Here is a 15,530-nt window from a genome sequence, read left to right as displayed (position 1 = left end):
ATGAGGCTCCGGACCGCGAGGCCGTCCTTGCCGAGGCGTGTGCCCAGGTCCGGGTGGGCGGCCAGCGCGGCGTCGGTCGCGGCCTGCTCCCTCTCCAGATCGGCGTACGCGGCGTCGACCGCGCTCTGCTCGGCGACGACCTCGTCGAAGTCCGCGTCCCGCTTGCCGTACAGCTTCGGGAGCGGGTCGCCGTCGGTGATCCAGTTGCGCCAGTCGCGCTCCACCTCGGCGAGGTGCCGGATGAGGCCGAGCAGCGACATCGTGGACGGCGGGACCGAGCGGCGGGCGAGCTGCTCCGGGTCCAGGCCGTCGCACTTCATCCGCAGGGTCGCGCGGTAGCCCGCGAGGTAGTCCTGGAGCGTCGCGAGTTCGCCCTCCGGTTCGGGTCCGTCGCTGTCGCGGGGGTCCTCGTCCGGGTCGACCCACATGTCGGGGTAGGTGCTCGCGCGGGTCCATCGTGCGGGTTGTTCAGTCATGCGGGCCATGGTCGGGCGTGGCAGCCCGACACGCCACACCTTTACCTGCGGCAGGCCTCTCAGATGCGGCTGGCTTCGTCGCCGGCGTGGACAGCGGGGCGTCGGACACGCCGGCGACGAAGGTTTCACAAGGGCTGAGGGTCAGCCCTGCTTGATGACGAACTGCGAGCCGGGCTCGGTCAGGATGTCGCCCTGCGCCGAGTTCGTGATGGTGACGCCGCTGAGCGTGGCGCTGCCGCGGGCACCGGACATGGCGAGGATGCCGGAGCCGTTGTTCGACTTGTCGATGGTCACGTTGCTGACCTGAACGTTCGGCATCTCACCCCCGCCCGTCTTGAACTGGATGCCGTCGTAGGTGGAGTCGCGGATGTCGGTGTCGCGGATCGTGACGCCCGGGATGGGCTGCCCCTGGGCGAACAGGGTGATCGCGCCGAACTCCTGGTCCTCGTTCCAGAAGGCTCCACCGGTGCGGTACAGGCCGTTGCCCGCGATCAGGGTCGTCCCCGAGAACGGGAGCGGGTCGTGGTCGGTGGCGAGCATGATCCCGGGGTAGTTCATGGTGTCCGAGACCAGGTTGTTCTCGATGGTGTTGCCGTAGCCGCCGTAGACCGCGATGCCGTTGGCGCGCCAGGGCAGTTGGACGGTGTTGTTGCGGAAGTGGTTGTCGTGGCCGACGTCGACCGACGTGTCCTTCACGTACTTGCTGGCCCATACGGCCAGGGCGTCGTCGCCCGTGTTGCGGAACGAGGAGTTGAAGACGGTCGAGTTACGGGTGCCGTTGGCGAAGTTGACGCCGTCGGCGTAGGTGTTGCGCACGCGTACGCCGTTGAACTCGAGGCCGTCGCCGGGGCCCCACAGTTCGGGGATGTTGGAGTAGTCGCGGCCGACCCAGGCGCCGACGTTGGCGTGCTCGATCCAGACATTGGTGATCTTGGTGTTCTTGCCGAAGCGGCCGTTGAGCGCGACGCCGCCCTCCGCGTTGCCGTCGCCGCCCCGGATCGTGCCCGAGCCGAAGATCGCGATGTCGGAGATCTTGGTGTTGTCGTCGATGTCGAAGCCGAAGTTGCCCTCGTGCGGGTGGTTGATGCCGCCCGCGTCCTGGGGCGCGATGAGGGAGTACAGCTGGGAGTGCCACATGCCGGCGCCCCTGAGGGTGACGTCGCGGATCCCGACCTGGTTGTACTGGCCGCGGTTCTGCGGGTCGTCGGTGAGGATCTTCTTCTCCTGGCGCCACTGCCCGGCCGGGACCCAGACGCACGGGATCTTGCCGGTCTGGTCGGCCGTCACGGCGCGCTGGATGGCGTCCGCGTCGTCGATGCCGTCGTTGGGCACCGCCCCGTACTCGGTGATGGAGACGCAGTCGGCGGGCTTGGCCGCGGGCGCCGCGACCTGCTCCAGGTCGATCAGGTCGACGATGTAGAAGGAGGCGTTGTCCCCGCTGTCCCGCTGGAGCCGGAACTTGGTGCCCTCGGGGTAGGTCTCGGTGAGCAGGGCGTGGGACTCGTCGAACAGGCGGCGGGCGTCGCCGCCGGGCCGGTTGGTCAGGCCCTCCGGGTCGTCGGTGGTGCCGTAGAGCCAGCTGTGCTTGGACGACAGGTTGAGCTTGCGGACGAACGTGCCGTCGGCGTAGAGGCTGAGCGTCGCTTCCTGTCCGCCGCCCGCGGCGGCGTCGGGGATGGAGTTGCGGACGACGATCGAGTTCGAGGGTGTGGTGGAGGTGACCTCGACGTACTGCCCGGTGGAGTTGAGGCGCACGGACTTGCGGCCGGAGGACTCGGTGGCGAAGTTCGTGTGCCCGAAGGTGCGCTTGGCGTCCGCGGTGAGCAGGGTGCCGTTGGTCCGGCCGTCCTCCGCCTCGTACTCGGTGTAGGGCACGGCCGCGCCGCGTCCGACGACCAGGGTCCGGGCGAAGGTGTTGTTGTCCTCGTTGGTCTCGGCGACCTTGTTCGTGGCGTCGGCGGTGGCGGTGAGCGCCGCTCCCCCGTTGGCGGCGGTCCAGCTGCCGCTGATCGGCACGGTCGCCGAGGCACCGGCGGCGATGCCGTCGGTGGTGCCGGTCAGGGTGGTGCTGCCGACGGTGAGCCGGGTGACGGTGCCCGCGGGCGCCGCGCTCGTGCCGCGGTTGTGCACGGTGACGGCGAAGGTGACCTTCGCGCCGACGGCCGGGTTGGCGGGCGTGGTGGAGATGCCGGTGACCGCCAGATCCGGTCCGGGCGCCTGCGTGACGACCAGCTTCGTGTCGGCGTTGCGGCTGTTGTTGGAGTTGTCCAGCTCGGCCACGGCGTCCGTCGGGTCGACGACCGCGGAGACGCTGTAGCTGCCCATCGGGCGGGCGCCGACCTTGACGGGTACCTTCACCGACGCGCCGGCGGCCAGGGCGCCGACGGAAGCGCTGCCGGCGACCGCGCCCTCGACGCTGACGTCCACGGTGCTGGCGGGGGCCGCGGCGGTTCCGCTGTTGCGGACCGTCGCCTCGACGGTGACCGGGTCGGCCTCGGACGGTGACGCGGGCGACCACGTCAGACCGGTCACGGTGAGGTCGGGTGCGGGCGCCGCCGCTCCGACGACCTCGAACTCGGCGACCTGTCCGCCGCCCGCGCCGCTGTTGCCGGAGAACTGCAGCCGGACGTCCGCGTAGCGGCCGGTGACCGGGATCGTGACGGTGTTCTGGTTCGACGCCGGGTTGAAGGTGTACTCGGCGCGGTCCTTCAGCGAGGTGAAGGCGGTGGCGTCCGCCTTGCGGCCGAGCACCTGGAGGGTCTGCGTACGGGTGCTCCACGCGGCACTGGGGTTGAGCTTGAGGACGACGCCGGTCAGATCCGCGTCGGAGCCGAGCTTCACGGTCAGCGCGGACGACTGGCCGTTCGCCTCCCAATAGGTGTCCGTGCTGCCGTCGTCGGCGTTGGGCGCGACGTAGTTCTGCGTCGTCGACGTCGCCTCGATCGGCTTGCGCAGGGCGAGATTGGTCCCGGCGGGCGGCGGGTCCTCCGGGCCCCCGTCCTCGGCCTCTCCCACGACTTCCACCTCGGACAGCTGGGCCGCGTTCCAGCCGGTGTTCTCGCTGATCTGCACGCGCACATAGCGGGTCTCGGCCGTGACGCCGACGGCCACGCTGTTGCCGGAGCCCGGCGCGAAGGCCCGCTTCGCCGCTGCCGACAGGGTCGTGAAGTCCCGTCCGTCGGCGCTGCCTTGAACGGCGACGGTCTCGGTACGGGCCTCCCAGGAGGCGGGGAGTTTCAGCACCACCTCGTCGATGTCGACCGTACGTCCCAGGTCGATCTGCACCCACTGCGGGAACGAACCGGCCGGGCCTTCCCAGTACGTGGCCTGGTTGCCGTCGGTGACGTTGCCCGCGGGGTAGCCGTCGTGCGTGCCGCCGGCGGTGGCGGGCCTGCCGAGTGCCACGTTCTGTGCTGCCGCGGACTGAGCCGCCGCCGGCACCATCCCGGCGGTCAGCAGCCCTGCCGTCACCACACCGGCGAGCCAACGCCATCTATGACGTGCCCCTGTCATTCCAGTCATGACGCTCCTTGAGGGGATCTCCTCGGAGGTCCGGCGCGGCGCGACCCACCGGCCCGTCATCCAAGTATTGAGTTGATCTGTTAATTTTTTGCGCAACTTCGGAGACAGATTCGCCTCAGCAGTCCGCCTTGTCAACGGGTGCGACACGAAAGCCCGCGAGCTGTCGCGGCTCCGTAGCCCTGTTGTCCCACCCCACCGACGTGGACCAGTGGTCAATATTTTGCTGTGCGCGATTCACATATTGCGCGCAAGCTCCGGCAGAGGCTCCCGATAGAGGGTCGGCGCCCGCCAGGCAAGGTAAACAAGGTCACATCCGCGTCACCTGCTGCTAGCCCGTGAATCTGCCCTAGCATCCGGGCATGACGGTCCTGCCTGACGACGGGCTTTCCCTGGCAGCCGAGTTCCCTGTGGCGACGCATGAGCAATGGCAGCACCTGGTCGCGGGTGTCCTGCGCAAGTCGGGCAAGGAAGTCTCGGCCGACGAGGCGGAAGACGCCCTGTCCACCGCGCTGGAGGACGGGTTGCGCGCCCGCCCCCTGTACACAGCCCGCGATGACGCGCCTCCCGCCGGTCTGCCCGGCTTCGCCCCCTTCGTGCGCGGCGGCCGCGCCGCGGGGAACACGGTCGGCGGCTGGGACGTACGCCAGCGGCACACGGCCGCCGCCTCCGGCCAGGTCCTGACCGACCTGGAGAACGGCGTCACCTCCCTGTGGCTGGCCGTCGGCGACGGGACCGGACTCCCCGTCTCCGCGCTCCCCTCCGCCCTCGACGGCGTCTACCTCGACCTGGCCGCCATCGTGCTCGACGCGGGCGCCGAGACCGACACCGCCGCGCGCGCACTGCTGCGGCTCTACGAGGAGAAGGGCGTCGCCCCCGACGCGGCCCGGGGCAACCTGGGCGCGGACCCGCTCGGCCATGAGGCACGCACCGGGGACACGTACGACAGCGCGCCCCTGGCCGAACTGGCGCGGCTGTGCGCGGAGCGGTACCCGGGGCTGCGCACGCTGACCGTGGACGCGCTGCCCTACCACGAGGCCGGCGGTTCGGCCGCGCAGGAACTTGGGTGCTCGCTGGCGACCGGAGTGGCGTACCTGCGCGAGCTGACCGGCGCGGGACTCACCGTCGAACAGGCCCTGGCGCAGCTCGAGTTCCGTTACGCCGCGAGCGCCGACCAGTTCCTCACCGTCGCCAAGTTCCGTGCCGCGCGCCGACTGTGGGCCCGGGTGGCCGAGGCCTGCGGGGCCCCTGGGTCGGGCGCCCAGCTCCAGCACGCGGTGACCTCGTCGGTGATGATGACGCGGCGCGACCCGTGGGTGAACATGCTGCGGACCACGATCGCGACCCTGGCCGCGGGCGTCGGCGGCGCGGACTCCGTGACGGTGCTGCCCTTCGACCACGCGCTCGGGCTGCCGGACGCGTTCGCCCGGCGCATCGCCCGCAACACCTCCACCATCCTGATCGAGGAGTCGCACCTGGCCCGGGTGATCGACCCGGCGGGGGGCTCCTGGTACGTGGAGCGGCTGACCGACGAACTCGCGCAGGCGGGCTGGGAGTTCTTCCAGGAGATCGAGCGGGCGGGCGGGCAGGCCGCCGCCCTGCGTTCCGGCCTGGTCCGCGACCGGCTGGCCGACACCTGGTCCGCGCGGAGCAGGAAGCTCGCCACGCGGCGCGAACCGGTCACCGGCATCAGCGAGTTCCCGCACCTGGCCGAGAAGCCCGTCGTCCGCGAGCCGGCGCCTGAGCCGCCGTCCGGCGGGCTGCCCCGGGTGCGCCGGGACGACGCCTTCGAGGTGCTGCGGGCCCGCTCGGACGCGCACCTCGCGGCGACCGGCGCCCGGCCGCGTGTGTATCTGGCCGCGCTCGGACCCGCCGCCGCGCACACCGCCCGGCTCACCTTCGCGGCCAACCTGTTCCAGGCGGGCGGCGTCGAACCCGTCACCGACGGCACGTTCGAGGAGAGCGGGGCGCAGGACGTGTGCCTGTGCTCCAGCGACACGGTGTACGAGGAGCGGGCCGAGGCCACCGCGCGGGAGCTGCGCGACGCGGGCGCCCGGCACGTGTTCCTCGCGGGCCGCCCGGCCGCCTACGCCGAAGTCGACACCTACGTATTCGCCGGCTGTGACGCCGTGGCCGTGCTCTCCGCCACGCTCGACCGCATGGGAGTGTCCCGATGACCGCCCCCCGCATCCCCGACTTCTCCGCCGTCGAGCTGGGGACACCGGCGCCGGACACGGGCGCCGACGAGTGGCGCGGTGCGGTGAAGCGGGCCGCCGACGGCGACGACCTGCTGTGGGAGACGCCCGAGGGCATCGCGGTCAAGCCCCTGTACACCGGGCAGGACCTGGAGGGCCTCGACTTCCTGGAGACCTTCCCCGGCTCGGCTCCGTATCTGCGCGGCCCGTACCCGACGATGTACGTCAACCAGCCCTGGACGATCCGTCAGTACGCGGGTTTCTCGACGGCCGAGGAGTCGAACGCCTTCTACCGGCGCAACCTCGCGGCGGGCCAGAAGGGCCTGTCGGTCGCCTTCGACCTGCCCACGCACCGGGGCTACGACAGCGACCATCCGCGCGTCACGGGTGACGTCGGCATGGCGGGCGTCGCCATCGACTCGATCTACGACATGCGCCAGCTCTTCGACGGCATCCCGCTGGACAAGATGTCCGTGTCGATGACGATGAACGGCGCGGTGCTGCCGGTCCTCGCGCTGTACATCGTGGCCGCGGAGGAGCAGGGCGTACCGCCGGAGAAGCTGGCCGGGACCATCCAGAACGACATCCTCAAAGAGTTCATGGTCCGCAACACCTACATCTATCCGCCGAAGCCGTCGATGCGGATCATCTCCGACATCTTCGCGTACACCTCGCAGCGGATGCCGCGCTACAACTCGATCTCCATCTCCGGTTATCACATCCAGGAGGCGGGCGCGACGGCCGACCTGGAGCTGGCCTACACGCTGGCCGACGGGGTCGAGTACATCCGGGCGGGCCGGGAGGCGGGCCTGGACGTGGACGCGTTCGCGCCCCGGCTCTCGTTCTTCTGGGCGATCGGCATGAACTTCTTCATGGAGATCGCCAAGCTGCGCGCGGCCCGGCTGCTGTGGGCGAAGCTGGTCGGGCAGTTCGATCCGAAGAACGCCAAGTCCCTCTCCCTGCGCACCCATTCACAGACCTCGGGCTGGTCGCTGACCGCGCAGGACGTGTTCAACAACGTCACACGTACGTGTGTGGAGGCGATGGCGGCCACCCAGGGCCACACCCAGTCACTGCACACCAACGCCCTCGACGAGGCGCTCGCGCTGCCCACCGACTTCTCCGCGCGCATCGCCCGCAACACCCAGCTCCTGCTCCAGCAGGAGTCCGGGACGACCCGCGTGATCGACCCGTGGGGCGGCAGCGCGTACGTGGAGAAACTGACGTACGACCTCGCCCGCCGTGCCTGGCGGCACATCCAGGAGGTCGAGGAGGCGGGCGGCATGGCCAAGGCCATCGACGCGGGCATCCCCAAGCTGCGGATCGAGGAGGCGGCGGCCCGCACGCAGGCCCGGATCGACTCCGGACGGCAGCCGGTCATCGGCGTCAACAAGTACCGGGTCGACTCCGACGAGCAGATCGACGTCCGGGCGGTCGACAACTCCTCCGTGCGGGCCCAGCAGATCGCCAAGCTGCGGCGGCTGCGCGAGGAGCGGGACGAGACCGTCTGCCAGGACGCGCTCGCCGCCCTCACCCGGGCCGCGGGCGGCGAGGGCAACCTCCTCGAACTCGCCGTGGACGCGGCCCGCGCGAAGGCGACCGTCGGGGAGATCTCCGACGCTCTGGAGAAGGTGTACGGGCGCCACGCGGGCCAGATCCGTACGATCTCGGGTGTGTACCGCAACGAAGCAGGTGAGTCGCCGACCGTGGACCGCACCCGGACCCGAGTCGAGGTGTTCGCCGAGGCCGAGGGGCGCCGGCCGCGCATCCTGGTCGCCAAGATGGGCCAGGACGGGCACGACCGCGGGCAGAAGGTGATCGCGACCGCCTTCGCCGACCTGGGCTTCGACGTGGACGTCGGCCCGCTGTTCCAGACCCCGGGCGAGGTGGCGCGCCAGGCCGTCGAGGCGGACGTGCACATCGTCGGGGTGTCGTCGCTGGCCGCCGGGCACCTCACCCTCGTACCGGCGCTGCACGAGGCGCTCGCCGAGGAGGGGCGCGAGGACATCATGATCGTGGTGGGCGGGGTGATCCCGCCGCAGGACGTGGCCACGCTCCGGGAGATGGGCGCCGCCGCGGTGTTCCCGCCCGGCACGGTGATCCCGGACGCCGCGCACGACCTGGTGGAACGCCTCGCGGCCGACCTCGGTCACAGTCCGGTCGCAGCCCTGTGAGCCGGTGACCCGATGGCCATCGACCTCGACACGTATGTCAAGGGTGTGCTCGACGGGAAGCGGGCGGTCGTCGCCCGCGCGATCACTCTCGTCGAGTCCACCCGGCCCCAGCACCGCGCGCTGGCACAGGAGTTGCTGACCGAGCTGCTGCCGCACAGCGGCCGGGCGCGGCGCATCGGTGTCAGCGGTGTGCCGGGTGTCGGCAAGTCGACGTTCATCGACGCCTTCGGCACGATGCTCACCGGGCTCGGGCACCGGGTGGCGGTCCTCGCCGTGGACCCGTCGTCCAGCAGGACCGGCGGGTCGATCCTCGGCGACAAGACGCGCATGGAGCGCCTCGCCGTCGACCCGGCCGCCTTCGTCCGCCCCTCCCCCACCGCAGGGACGCTCGGCGGCGTCGCCAAGGCCACGCGCGAGTCGATCGTCGTGATGGAGGCCGCGGGCTACGACGTCGTCCTTGTGGAGACCGTCGGCGTCGGCCAGTCCGAGACCGCTGTCGCCAACATGGTCGACTCCTTCCTGCTGCTGACCCTGGCGCGGACCGGCGACCAGTTGCAGGGCATCAAGAAGGGCGTCCTGGAGCTGGCCGACGTGGTCAGCGTCAACAAGGCGGACGGCCCGCACGAACGCGACGCCAAGGCCGCCGCGCGTGAACTCGCGGGCGCGCTGCGCCTCATGCACGGCAAGGACGCCTTCTGGACGCCGCCCGTGCTCAGTTGCAGCGCCCGCGAGTCGACCGGACTCGACGCGGTCTGGGAGCGGCTCGAACAGCACCGGACACTGCTCGACTCCTCGGGCCGGCTCGCCGGACGCCGCCGGGACCAGCAGGTCGACTGGGCGTGGACCATGGTCCGCGACGAACTGCTCGGCAGCCTGCGCGCCGACCCGTCGGTCCGCGCGCTCGCACCCGGCCTCGAACAGCAGGTCCGCGACGGTGAACTCACCGCCACGCTGGCCGCCGAACGCATCCTGGACGCGTTCCGGCGCGGCTGAGAGCCTGTCTGAGCCACAGGGTCGCGTTGTCGCTCTGTGTTACTCTCAGCCGTTTGTGCGGTCGACCGGGCCTTCCTCGGTACGTTCCCCTACGGAAGGCTCCCCATGAACGTCTCCTTCGCCGACCTGGGCCTGCCCGGGGAAGTGCTGCGCACCCTCTCCGAGCACGGGGTGAGCGAGCCCTTCCCTATCCAGGCCGCCACGCTGCCCGACGCCCTCGCCGGACGTGACGTCCTGGGGCGCGGGCGCACCGGATCGGGCAAGACCCTCGCCTTCGGTCTGCCGGTCCTCGTACGGACGGCGGGCCGGCGCGCGGAGTCGAAGCAGCCCCTCGCGCTGATCCTCGTACCTACGCGGGAGCTGGCGCAGCAGGTGACCGAGGCGCTCACGCCGTACGCGCAGGCGCTACGGCTGCGGATGGCCACGGTCGTCGGCGGGATCTCGATCGGCCGGCAGATCGCCGCGCTGCGCGACGGGGCCGAGGTCGTCGTCGCCACTCCCGGCCGGCTGCACGACCTGATCGAGCGCAAGGCCTGCCGCCTGGGCCGCGTACGGATCACCGTGCTCGACGAGGCGGACCAGATGTGCGACATGGGGTTCCTGCCGCAGGTCACCGAGGCGCTCGACCAGGTGCACGCGGACGGTCAGCGGATGCTGTTCTCCGCCACCCTCGACCGGGACGTCGAGCAACTGGTGGGTGACTACCTCCACTCGCCCGTCGAGCACAGCGCCGACCCGTCGACGAGTTCGGTCACGACGATGGACCACCATGTGCTGGTCGTCCACGGCCCCGACCGCTACGCCGTCACCACCGAGATCGCCGCCCGTGACGGCCGCGTCCTGCTGTTCCTGGACACCAAGCACGGCGTCGACCAGCTCACCCGGCATCTGCGCGCCAGCGGGGTGCACGCGGCGGCCCTGCACAGCGGCAAGTCGCAGCCGCAGCGCACCCGTACCCTGGCGCAGTTCAAGGGCGGGCAGATCACCGTGCTGGTGGCGACCAATGTCGCGGCCCGCGGCCTGCACATCGACGACCTGGATCTCGTGGTCAACGTCGATCCCCCCACCGATGCCAAGGACTATCTGCACCGCGCGGGGCGTACCGCCCGTGCCGGGGAGTCCGGCCGGGTCGTCACGCTGGTTCTGTCGGGGCAGCGCCGGGAGCTGAGCCAGGTCACGTCCGACGCCGGCATCGAGCCGAAGGTCACCAGGATCCGCTCGGGCGAGGCGGAGCTGAGCCGCATCACCGGGGCCAAGGCTCCCTCGGGCAAGCCGCTCGACAGCGCACCCTCCGCCGACAAGCCCGCGAACACCAACAAGCCCTTCCGTGGTCTCGGCACCACCAAGGACACCGCCCGCGGCGGCAAGTCCCGCAAGTCCGACGAGGCCCGCAAGCTCGCCGAGGCGCGCAGGGCGGCGCAGGTGCGGCGCGGCCGCTGACCGCCGCTTCGGGAGCCGCCCGTGGTGCTCGCGCGGTTCGGGCGGCTCCCGGCGTGTCAGCTCTGCTGTGCGGTGGCGGGCGCCCGGCCCGCCTTGTCGACCACCGCGGTGGCGAGTACGGCGTCGCTGGACATGAGGGTTCCGGCCTTGCCGTACTGCGTGTCCCTGACCAGGTAGCTGCGGGAGCCCAGGAAGTTCAGGTCCTTCTTGTCGAAGACCCACTCCGTGCGGGTGCCGAAGGTCTTGTCGTCGCGGGAGATCCCGACGCCCTTGCGGCCGATGGCGTCATGGGCGTCGGGGGCCTTGCTGACGCCGGGGATCCTGGCCGCTGCCTGGTAGAGCGCGGCGGCCGTCTCGGGCGGCATCAGACCGCCGACCAGGGAGCCGATCTGCTCGAAGACCGCCTGGTCACGCTCCTGCTTCGAGTCCTCGAACTTCGGCGTCTTCTCGTACAGGTACGTGAGCAGCTTGTCGGGGTCGGTGGGCAGTGACGCCAGCCAGTTGTAGGTGGGGCGGCTGAGACCGGCGGGCGTGCCCTCGGTGTCGCCGAGCTGGGCGTTGATGTTGCTCGCCTTCTCGCCGTCGGTCTTGGTGATGCCCATCTTGAGCAGCGGACCCGGCTCCTGCGCGACCCACGACTCGGTCTCCCTGAGGGGATCGGCGACCGCTTTTCCGCTGGTCAGGTCGGCGCCCATGGACTTGGACCGGGTGTAGACGAACTGGTCGTCCCGCACCTCGAGGGCGTCGCCCCTGCCCGCGGCGAGGGAGATCCGGTCCAGGAGCACCGCCGCGGACGAGGTGCCGGAGGTGGTGTGCTGCCGGGTCGCCGTGGTGGCGGGCGCGTCGTCCCCGGTGGTGACGACGATGCCCGCGGTGAGGATGCCGCCGAGGGCGAGCGCCGACACCGGCACCAGGAAGGCGGGGCGCAGCAGGCGGCGGGCGGGGCGGGGCTGGGAGGCGACCTGGTCGTGGTCAATGCGCTGCATCAGTTGTTCCTTGTGATGAAGGTGCTGCTCGTGCGGGAGGTCCCAGGGGGCCGGGGCCGGCAACAGCCGAGCGATCTCCACGAGGTCGGTGTCACGTTCCGCCGTCCCGGCGTCCGTGTCCGCGCGCTTGTCGTGCCGGTCGTTCATGCCGTTTCCTCCCTCACGGGCAGGGCCGCGAGTGCGGCTTCACCAGTCATCTCTCCGCGGCCGGCGCGGGGTTCCGTCTTTTTTTGCGCCTCGTCGGCGAACCGGGCGAGCTTCGCGCGGGCCCGCGACAGGCGTGAGCGCACGGTTCCGACGGGGATGCCGAGAGCCTCGGCGGTCTGCTGGTAGTCGAGGCCCGACCACACGCACAGCGTCAGTACTTCCCTCTCGTGGCGCCGCAGCCGGTCCAGCGAGCCCTGCACGGCGGCCAGGCGCCGCGCGTCGTCGACGCGTCCGGCGACCTCGGGGGCGAAGTCCGCGACGACGGGGGTCCGACGCTGGCGGGCCAGGAACGCCACGCGGCGGCGCAGCCCGCGCCGGGCGTTCTCCGCCTTATGCGTGGCGATGCCCAGCAGCCAGGGGCGGAGGGAGCCTCCCTCGGTGTCCACTCGTTCCCGTGCCCGCCACGCGGTCAGGAATGTCTCCGACATGATGTCTTCGGCCGTCGACCAGTCGCCCGTGAGCCACAGGGCGTGCTGGTAGACGGCGCCGGCGCAGTGCTCGTACAGCTCGGCGAACGCACCGCGTTCACCGGCCCGTACGCGCTCGCGCAGATCGTTTTCTGAGTCCCTCACAGTCACTACCTCTCCGCCGTCCCGGCGGAGTTCCTGTGACCTGCGCCATACCTCGCACCCGTGCTCTGCGGCCCCAACGTACTACTCGGGCGGTCACCGGTGTCCGGCCCGCAGCCCCTTCAGCAGCATCGGCAGCGAGGCGTGCAGCTCGCGTTGCCAGTAGGCCCAGCCGTGGGTTCCCGGGCCGTAGAAGTGGGTGGTCAACCGGCGGGCGCCGAGGCGGTCCAGTTCGTTCGCCAGGGCCTGGTTCTGGCGGTTGAAGTCCGCCTCGAGGTCGCTGGTGGCGCCCGGTGCGTCCAGCGGGCCGGTGGTTCCGTCGCCGCACGAGAGGTAGACGGGGAGCGAGGTGAGGCGCCCGGCCAGGTGGTAGGGGTCGTGGGCGGCCCAGATGTCGCGCTGTGCGACGGGGTCGCCCCAGACCTTGCGCGGATCGTCGCCCTGGCCCCCGAAGAAGCCCATGATCCGGTCGGTGGATTCGTCGTTCAGGAGGGGGTGCACGGACCCGGAGTACGCGGCTGCCGCCTTGAACATGCCCGGGTGGCGGGCGGCGTACATCAGCGCTCCCTGCCCGCCCATGGACAGGCCCGCGACCACGCGGCGGCTGCCCGCTCCCCAGTCGCGTTCCAGGACCCGGCGCAGCTCCTGGGTGTGGAAGGTCTCCCAGGCGGGAGCGGAGCCCTTGCCGTAGTTCCACCAGTCGCTGTACCAGCCGTTCCAGCCGGCCTCCGGCATGACCACGAGGACGTCGCGCAGGCTGTCGATGCCGGCGACGTCGGTCATGTCCGTCCACGACGTGTAGTCGCCGCAGCAGCCGTGCAGCAGCCACAGGGTCGGCCAGTGGCGGTGGCGGTCCTTCGGGTTCCAGCCGTCGGGGGTGAGCAGACGGACCTTGACCGTGCTGCCGCCGAGCGCCGAAGAGCGTACGGACAGATCCACCTGGCGGTCGGCGACCTGCGTGACGTCGACGACCTCGGCACCGCTCCGGGAGCCGGCCGCCACGGCCGGCGCGTGCGGGGCCAGGGTGAACAGCAGCGCGGCCAGGACGAGCAGCAGACATCTGGCTCGGCGGATCGAGGCGGCGGTCATGGCGGCTCCCGTCGGTGCGGTCGATAGGCCGGTACGTCTCAGTGGGTCGGCTGAAAGGCGCGGGTCCTCAGGTGCCGGGCGTCGGTCAGTGGCGGCCCGGGACGATCAACAGGGCGTCGCCGACCGGGCGTTCTCCGGTCGCGTCCGACGGATCGTTGATCACCTGCGCGTCGGCGACCATGGTCGTGGAGCCGCCGCCGTCGAGGTTGATCGCGTCGCGCAGACCGAGTGCCTTCGCGACGGCCGCGCTCTCCGGGATGCTCAGCCCGAGCGCGCCGGTGCTGCGGCCGTCGGCGGTGACGAGCACGGTCCGGCCGGCGGCGTCCACGCCGGCCAGAGTGCGCGGATTGCGCTTGTGCACCCAGCCGTAGTAGAAGCTCGGGTTCGCGGGCTGCACCATTCCGTCGGCGGCGGGGGTCACGTGCAGCCGTCCGTCGCGGACGAGTTCGGGGCCGCCGTTGAGGATGCTGGTGCCGCGCGTGGCCACCGCGTGTCCCTTTGCGTCCTTCAGCCCGCTCTGTACCCGTAGCGGTCGGCCGGTCTTCGCGACCGCCGCGAGACGGGCCACGTCCTTGCCGGTGGCCTGGACGGAGCTGCCGCCCTCGGGCAGCGTCCCGCCGCGTGGTGAGCGCAGATCGAGCACGCGCCCGTGGCGGTCGAGCACGGCCTCGAGTCCGTCGCCCTGCGGGGTCCGGTCGCCGAACTCCGGTGTGAAGGCGACGAGTTCGTCGGGGTCGGTGCACGTCGCGTCGTGCAGCGGCCGGGAAGTGGGGCTGTCGTCGGCGGTGCCGCCGCAGTTCCGGATCAGGCCGGGAACGCGGTCGATCCCGTCCAGGGCCAGGGTCCGGCCTCCGCCGGTGACGCGGCCCTGCCAGGTGAACCGGTCGATCCGGGTGCTTCGCGCGGAGTCCCGGACGACCAGGCCGGGGCGGCCGTCGACCGTCTCGCTCAGCAGCCGGCCGTCGTAGACCCCGACGCCGGCCGGGTCCCCGGGGGCGCCGGCCTTCGGGTCGAGGACGAAGAAACCGGCGTTGACCCCGGCCGTCGCGCCCGCCGCGGCCGCGAGGGCGCTGGTCGTCTCGCGGTTCTCCAGGTCCGGTCCGTACGACGCCTTCAGGGTGCCGCGGAACCGGTGCGGGTCGATGGTGAGCACGTCGACGTGGAACGGCCCGCGGTCCGTGGGGTTCCCGTCCCAGCCGGTGTACACGGCCGACCCGGTGTGTCCGGCGGCGCTCAGCCGGCCGCGTTCGGCGTTCGCGGCGGCCTGCGAGTCGAAGCGGCCGACCCGGACCCGCCGGCCGAGCGATCCGCCGGCGAAGTCCGCCACCGCGGGGGTGACGACGTCCTCGGCGCGGGCGTCGAAGCCGTCCGCGCGCAGGCCGGCGGCGAGTTCGTCGGCGCTGGCCCGGTCCTTCAGCGCCGTCGGGGGCGCGTCCGGGTCCGGGGACGTGGCGCCGCCGGGGATGGACACCTCGACCGTCCACGCGAGGGCGGGCGCCTCGGCGCCGCGCACGATCCGGGTGAGCGTGACGCCGGCCTGGAGCGTGCGCGTGGTGCGGGTCTCGGACAGGTCGGCGGCGCCGAGCGGCAGGGCACCGCGATGCGTGCCCGGCCGTGGCGCCGAGGACGCCGGCGCCGCTCCCGCCGCGAGCACGGCGAGGACGGATACCGCCGCGCCCATACCGGACCATCTGCTGTTCACGAACCCCCCACGGGACACCACCGGTTGACGGACAGGGCGGATGAGGCCCCCGCAACGGTGCGTGTGGTCGAGACCACCAGTCAAGGCATGTACACGTAATTCATTTGGCCGTTCCTGGCTGCTCGCCCGCCCGCCTCCCGCACGAACACCCGGGCGTCCCGCGTACGTCCCGCGTACGCC

10 protein-coding genes are annotated in these 15,530 nt (G+C 71.6%); 4 read left to right on the top strand and 6 right to left on the bottom strand.

Going from position 1 to position 15,530, the window contains the following annotated elements:
* Together ABD366_RS12895 and ABD366_RS12890 are read right to left on the bottom strand one after the other, a co-directional pair.
* A partial coding sequence (locus ABD366_RS12895; RefSeq protein ID WP_344441712.1) for a mycothiol transferase occupies positions 1-476 on the bottom strand: 476 nt, incomplete at its 3' end.
* Between the two features lie 141 nt (positions 477-617).
* A complete protein-coding gene (locus ABD366_RS12890; protein WP_411293850.1) occupies positions 618-3,920 on the bottom strand; it encodes a CARDB domain-containing protein in 3,303 nt (1,100 codons plus the stop codon).
* Positions 3,921-4,357: 437 nt separating this feature from the next.
* Here ABD366_RS12890 and ABD366_RS12885 point away from each other — a divergent pair, with 437 nt between their 5' ends.
* The 4 genes from ABD366_RS12885 (at position 4,358) to ABD366_RS12870 (ending at position 10,797) form a co-directional block, all read left to right on the top strand.
* Positions 4,358-6,172, top strand: coding sequence for a methylmalonyl-CoA mutase subunit beta (locus ABD366_RS12885; protein WP_324774210.1), 1,815 nt, complete (start codon positions 4,358-4,360; stop codon positions 6,170-6,172).
* Positions 6,169-8,364, top strand: coding sequence for a methylmalonyl-CoA mutase (scpA, locus tag ABD366_RS12880; protein ID WP_324774208.1), 2,196 nt, complete (start codon positions 6,169-6,171; stop codon positions 8,362-8,364). The genes ABD366_RS12885 and scpA overlap by 4 nt, the downstream gene beginning before the upstream one ends.
* Before the next feature lie 12 nt (positions 8,365-8,376).
* Positions 8,377-9,357 carry a methylmalonyl Co-A mutase-associated GTPase MeaB gene (gene meaB / locus ABD366_RS12875; protein WP_324774206.1) on the top strand — a complete coding sequence of 327 codons (981 nt, stop codon included), beginning with the start codon at positions 8,377-8,379 and terminating at the stop codon, positions 9,355-9,357.
* Between the two features lie 105 nt (positions 9,358-9,462).
* Positions 9,463-10,797 (top strand): DEAD/DEAH box helicase, encoded by a 1,335-nt coding sequence (locus ABD366_RS12870; RefSeq protein ID WP_324774204.1) that lies wholly within the window; start codon positions 9,463-9,465, stop codon positions 10,795-10,797.
* A gap of 56 nt (positions 10,798-10,853) precedes the next feature.
* Here the strand turns inward: ABD366_RS12870 and ABD366_RS12865 are convergent, their stop codons facing one another.
* From ABD366_RS12865 to ABD366_RS12850, 4 genes are all read right to left on the bottom strand, one after another.
* A complete protein-coding gene (locus ABD366_RS12865) occupies positions 10,854-11,930 on the bottom strand; it encodes a CU044_5270 family protein (RefSeq protein WP_324774202.1) in 1,077 nt (358 codons plus the stop codon).
* Positions 11,927-12,541, bottom strand: a complete 615-nt coding sequence (locus ABD366_RS12860) for an RNA polymerase sigma factor (RefSeq protein WP_324774235.1) — start codon at positions 12,539-12,541, stop codon at positions 11,927-11,929. The genes ABD366_RS12865 and ABD366_RS12860 overlap by 4 nt, the downstream gene beginning before the upstream one ends.
* A gap of 114 nt (positions 12,542-12,655) precedes the next feature.
* The gene (locus tag ABD366_RS12855) at positions 12,656-13,648 is read right to left on the bottom strand and encodes an alpha/beta hydrolase (protein WP_324774200.1); all 993 of its coding nucleotides are present in this window, start codon (positions 13,646-13,648) and stop codon (positions 12,656-12,658) included.
* A gap of 85 nt (positions 13,649-13,733) precedes the next feature.
* Entirely contained in the window at positions 13,734-15,350 is a 1,617-nt protein-coding gene (locus ABD366_RS12850; RefSeq protein WP_324774198.1) for a phosphodiester glycosidase family protein, read from the bottom strand.
* Between the last annotated feature and the right edge of the window lie 180 nt (positions 15,351-15,530).

It is taken from the genome of Streptomyces kunmingensis (assembly GCF_039533535.1).
Lineage (GTDB): Bacteria > Actinomycetota > Actinomycetes > Streptomycetales > Streptomycetaceae > Streptomyces > Streptomyces kunmingensis.
Note: the sequence above shows the minus strand (reverse complement) of the source record. Positions and strands in the feature narration are given on the sequence as shown.

Bases quoted from the DNA above. Each gene is read 5' to 3' on its own strand.
- ABD366_RS12890 (WP_411293850.1), bottom strand. From the start codon at position 3,920: ATGGTGCCGGCGGCGGCTCAGTCCGCGGCAGCACAGAACGTGGCACTC.
- ABD366_RS12885 (WP_324774210.1), top strand. From the start codon at position 4,358: ATGACGGTCCTGCCTGACGACGGGCTTTCCCTGGCAGCCGAGTTCCCT.
- scpA (WP_324774208.1), top strand. From the start codon at position 6,169: ATGACCGCCCCCCGCATCCCCGACTTCTCCGCCGTCGAGCTGGGGACA.
- meaB (WP_324774206.1), top strand. From the start codon at position 8,377: ATGGCCATCGACCTCGACACGTATGTCAAGGGTGTGCTCGACGGGAAG.
- ABD366_RS12870 (WP_324774204.1), top strand. From the start codon at position 9,463: ATGAACGTCTCCTTCGCCGACCTGGGCCTGCCCGGGGAAGTGCTGCGC.
- ABD366_RS12865 (WP_324774202.1), bottom strand. From the start codon at position 11,930: ATGAACGACCGGCACGACAAGCGCGCGGACACGGACGCCGGGACGGCG.
- ABD366_RS12855 (WP_324774200.1), bottom strand. From the start codon at position 13,648: ATGACCGCCGCCTCGATCCGCCGAGCCAGATGTCTGCTGCTCGTCCTG.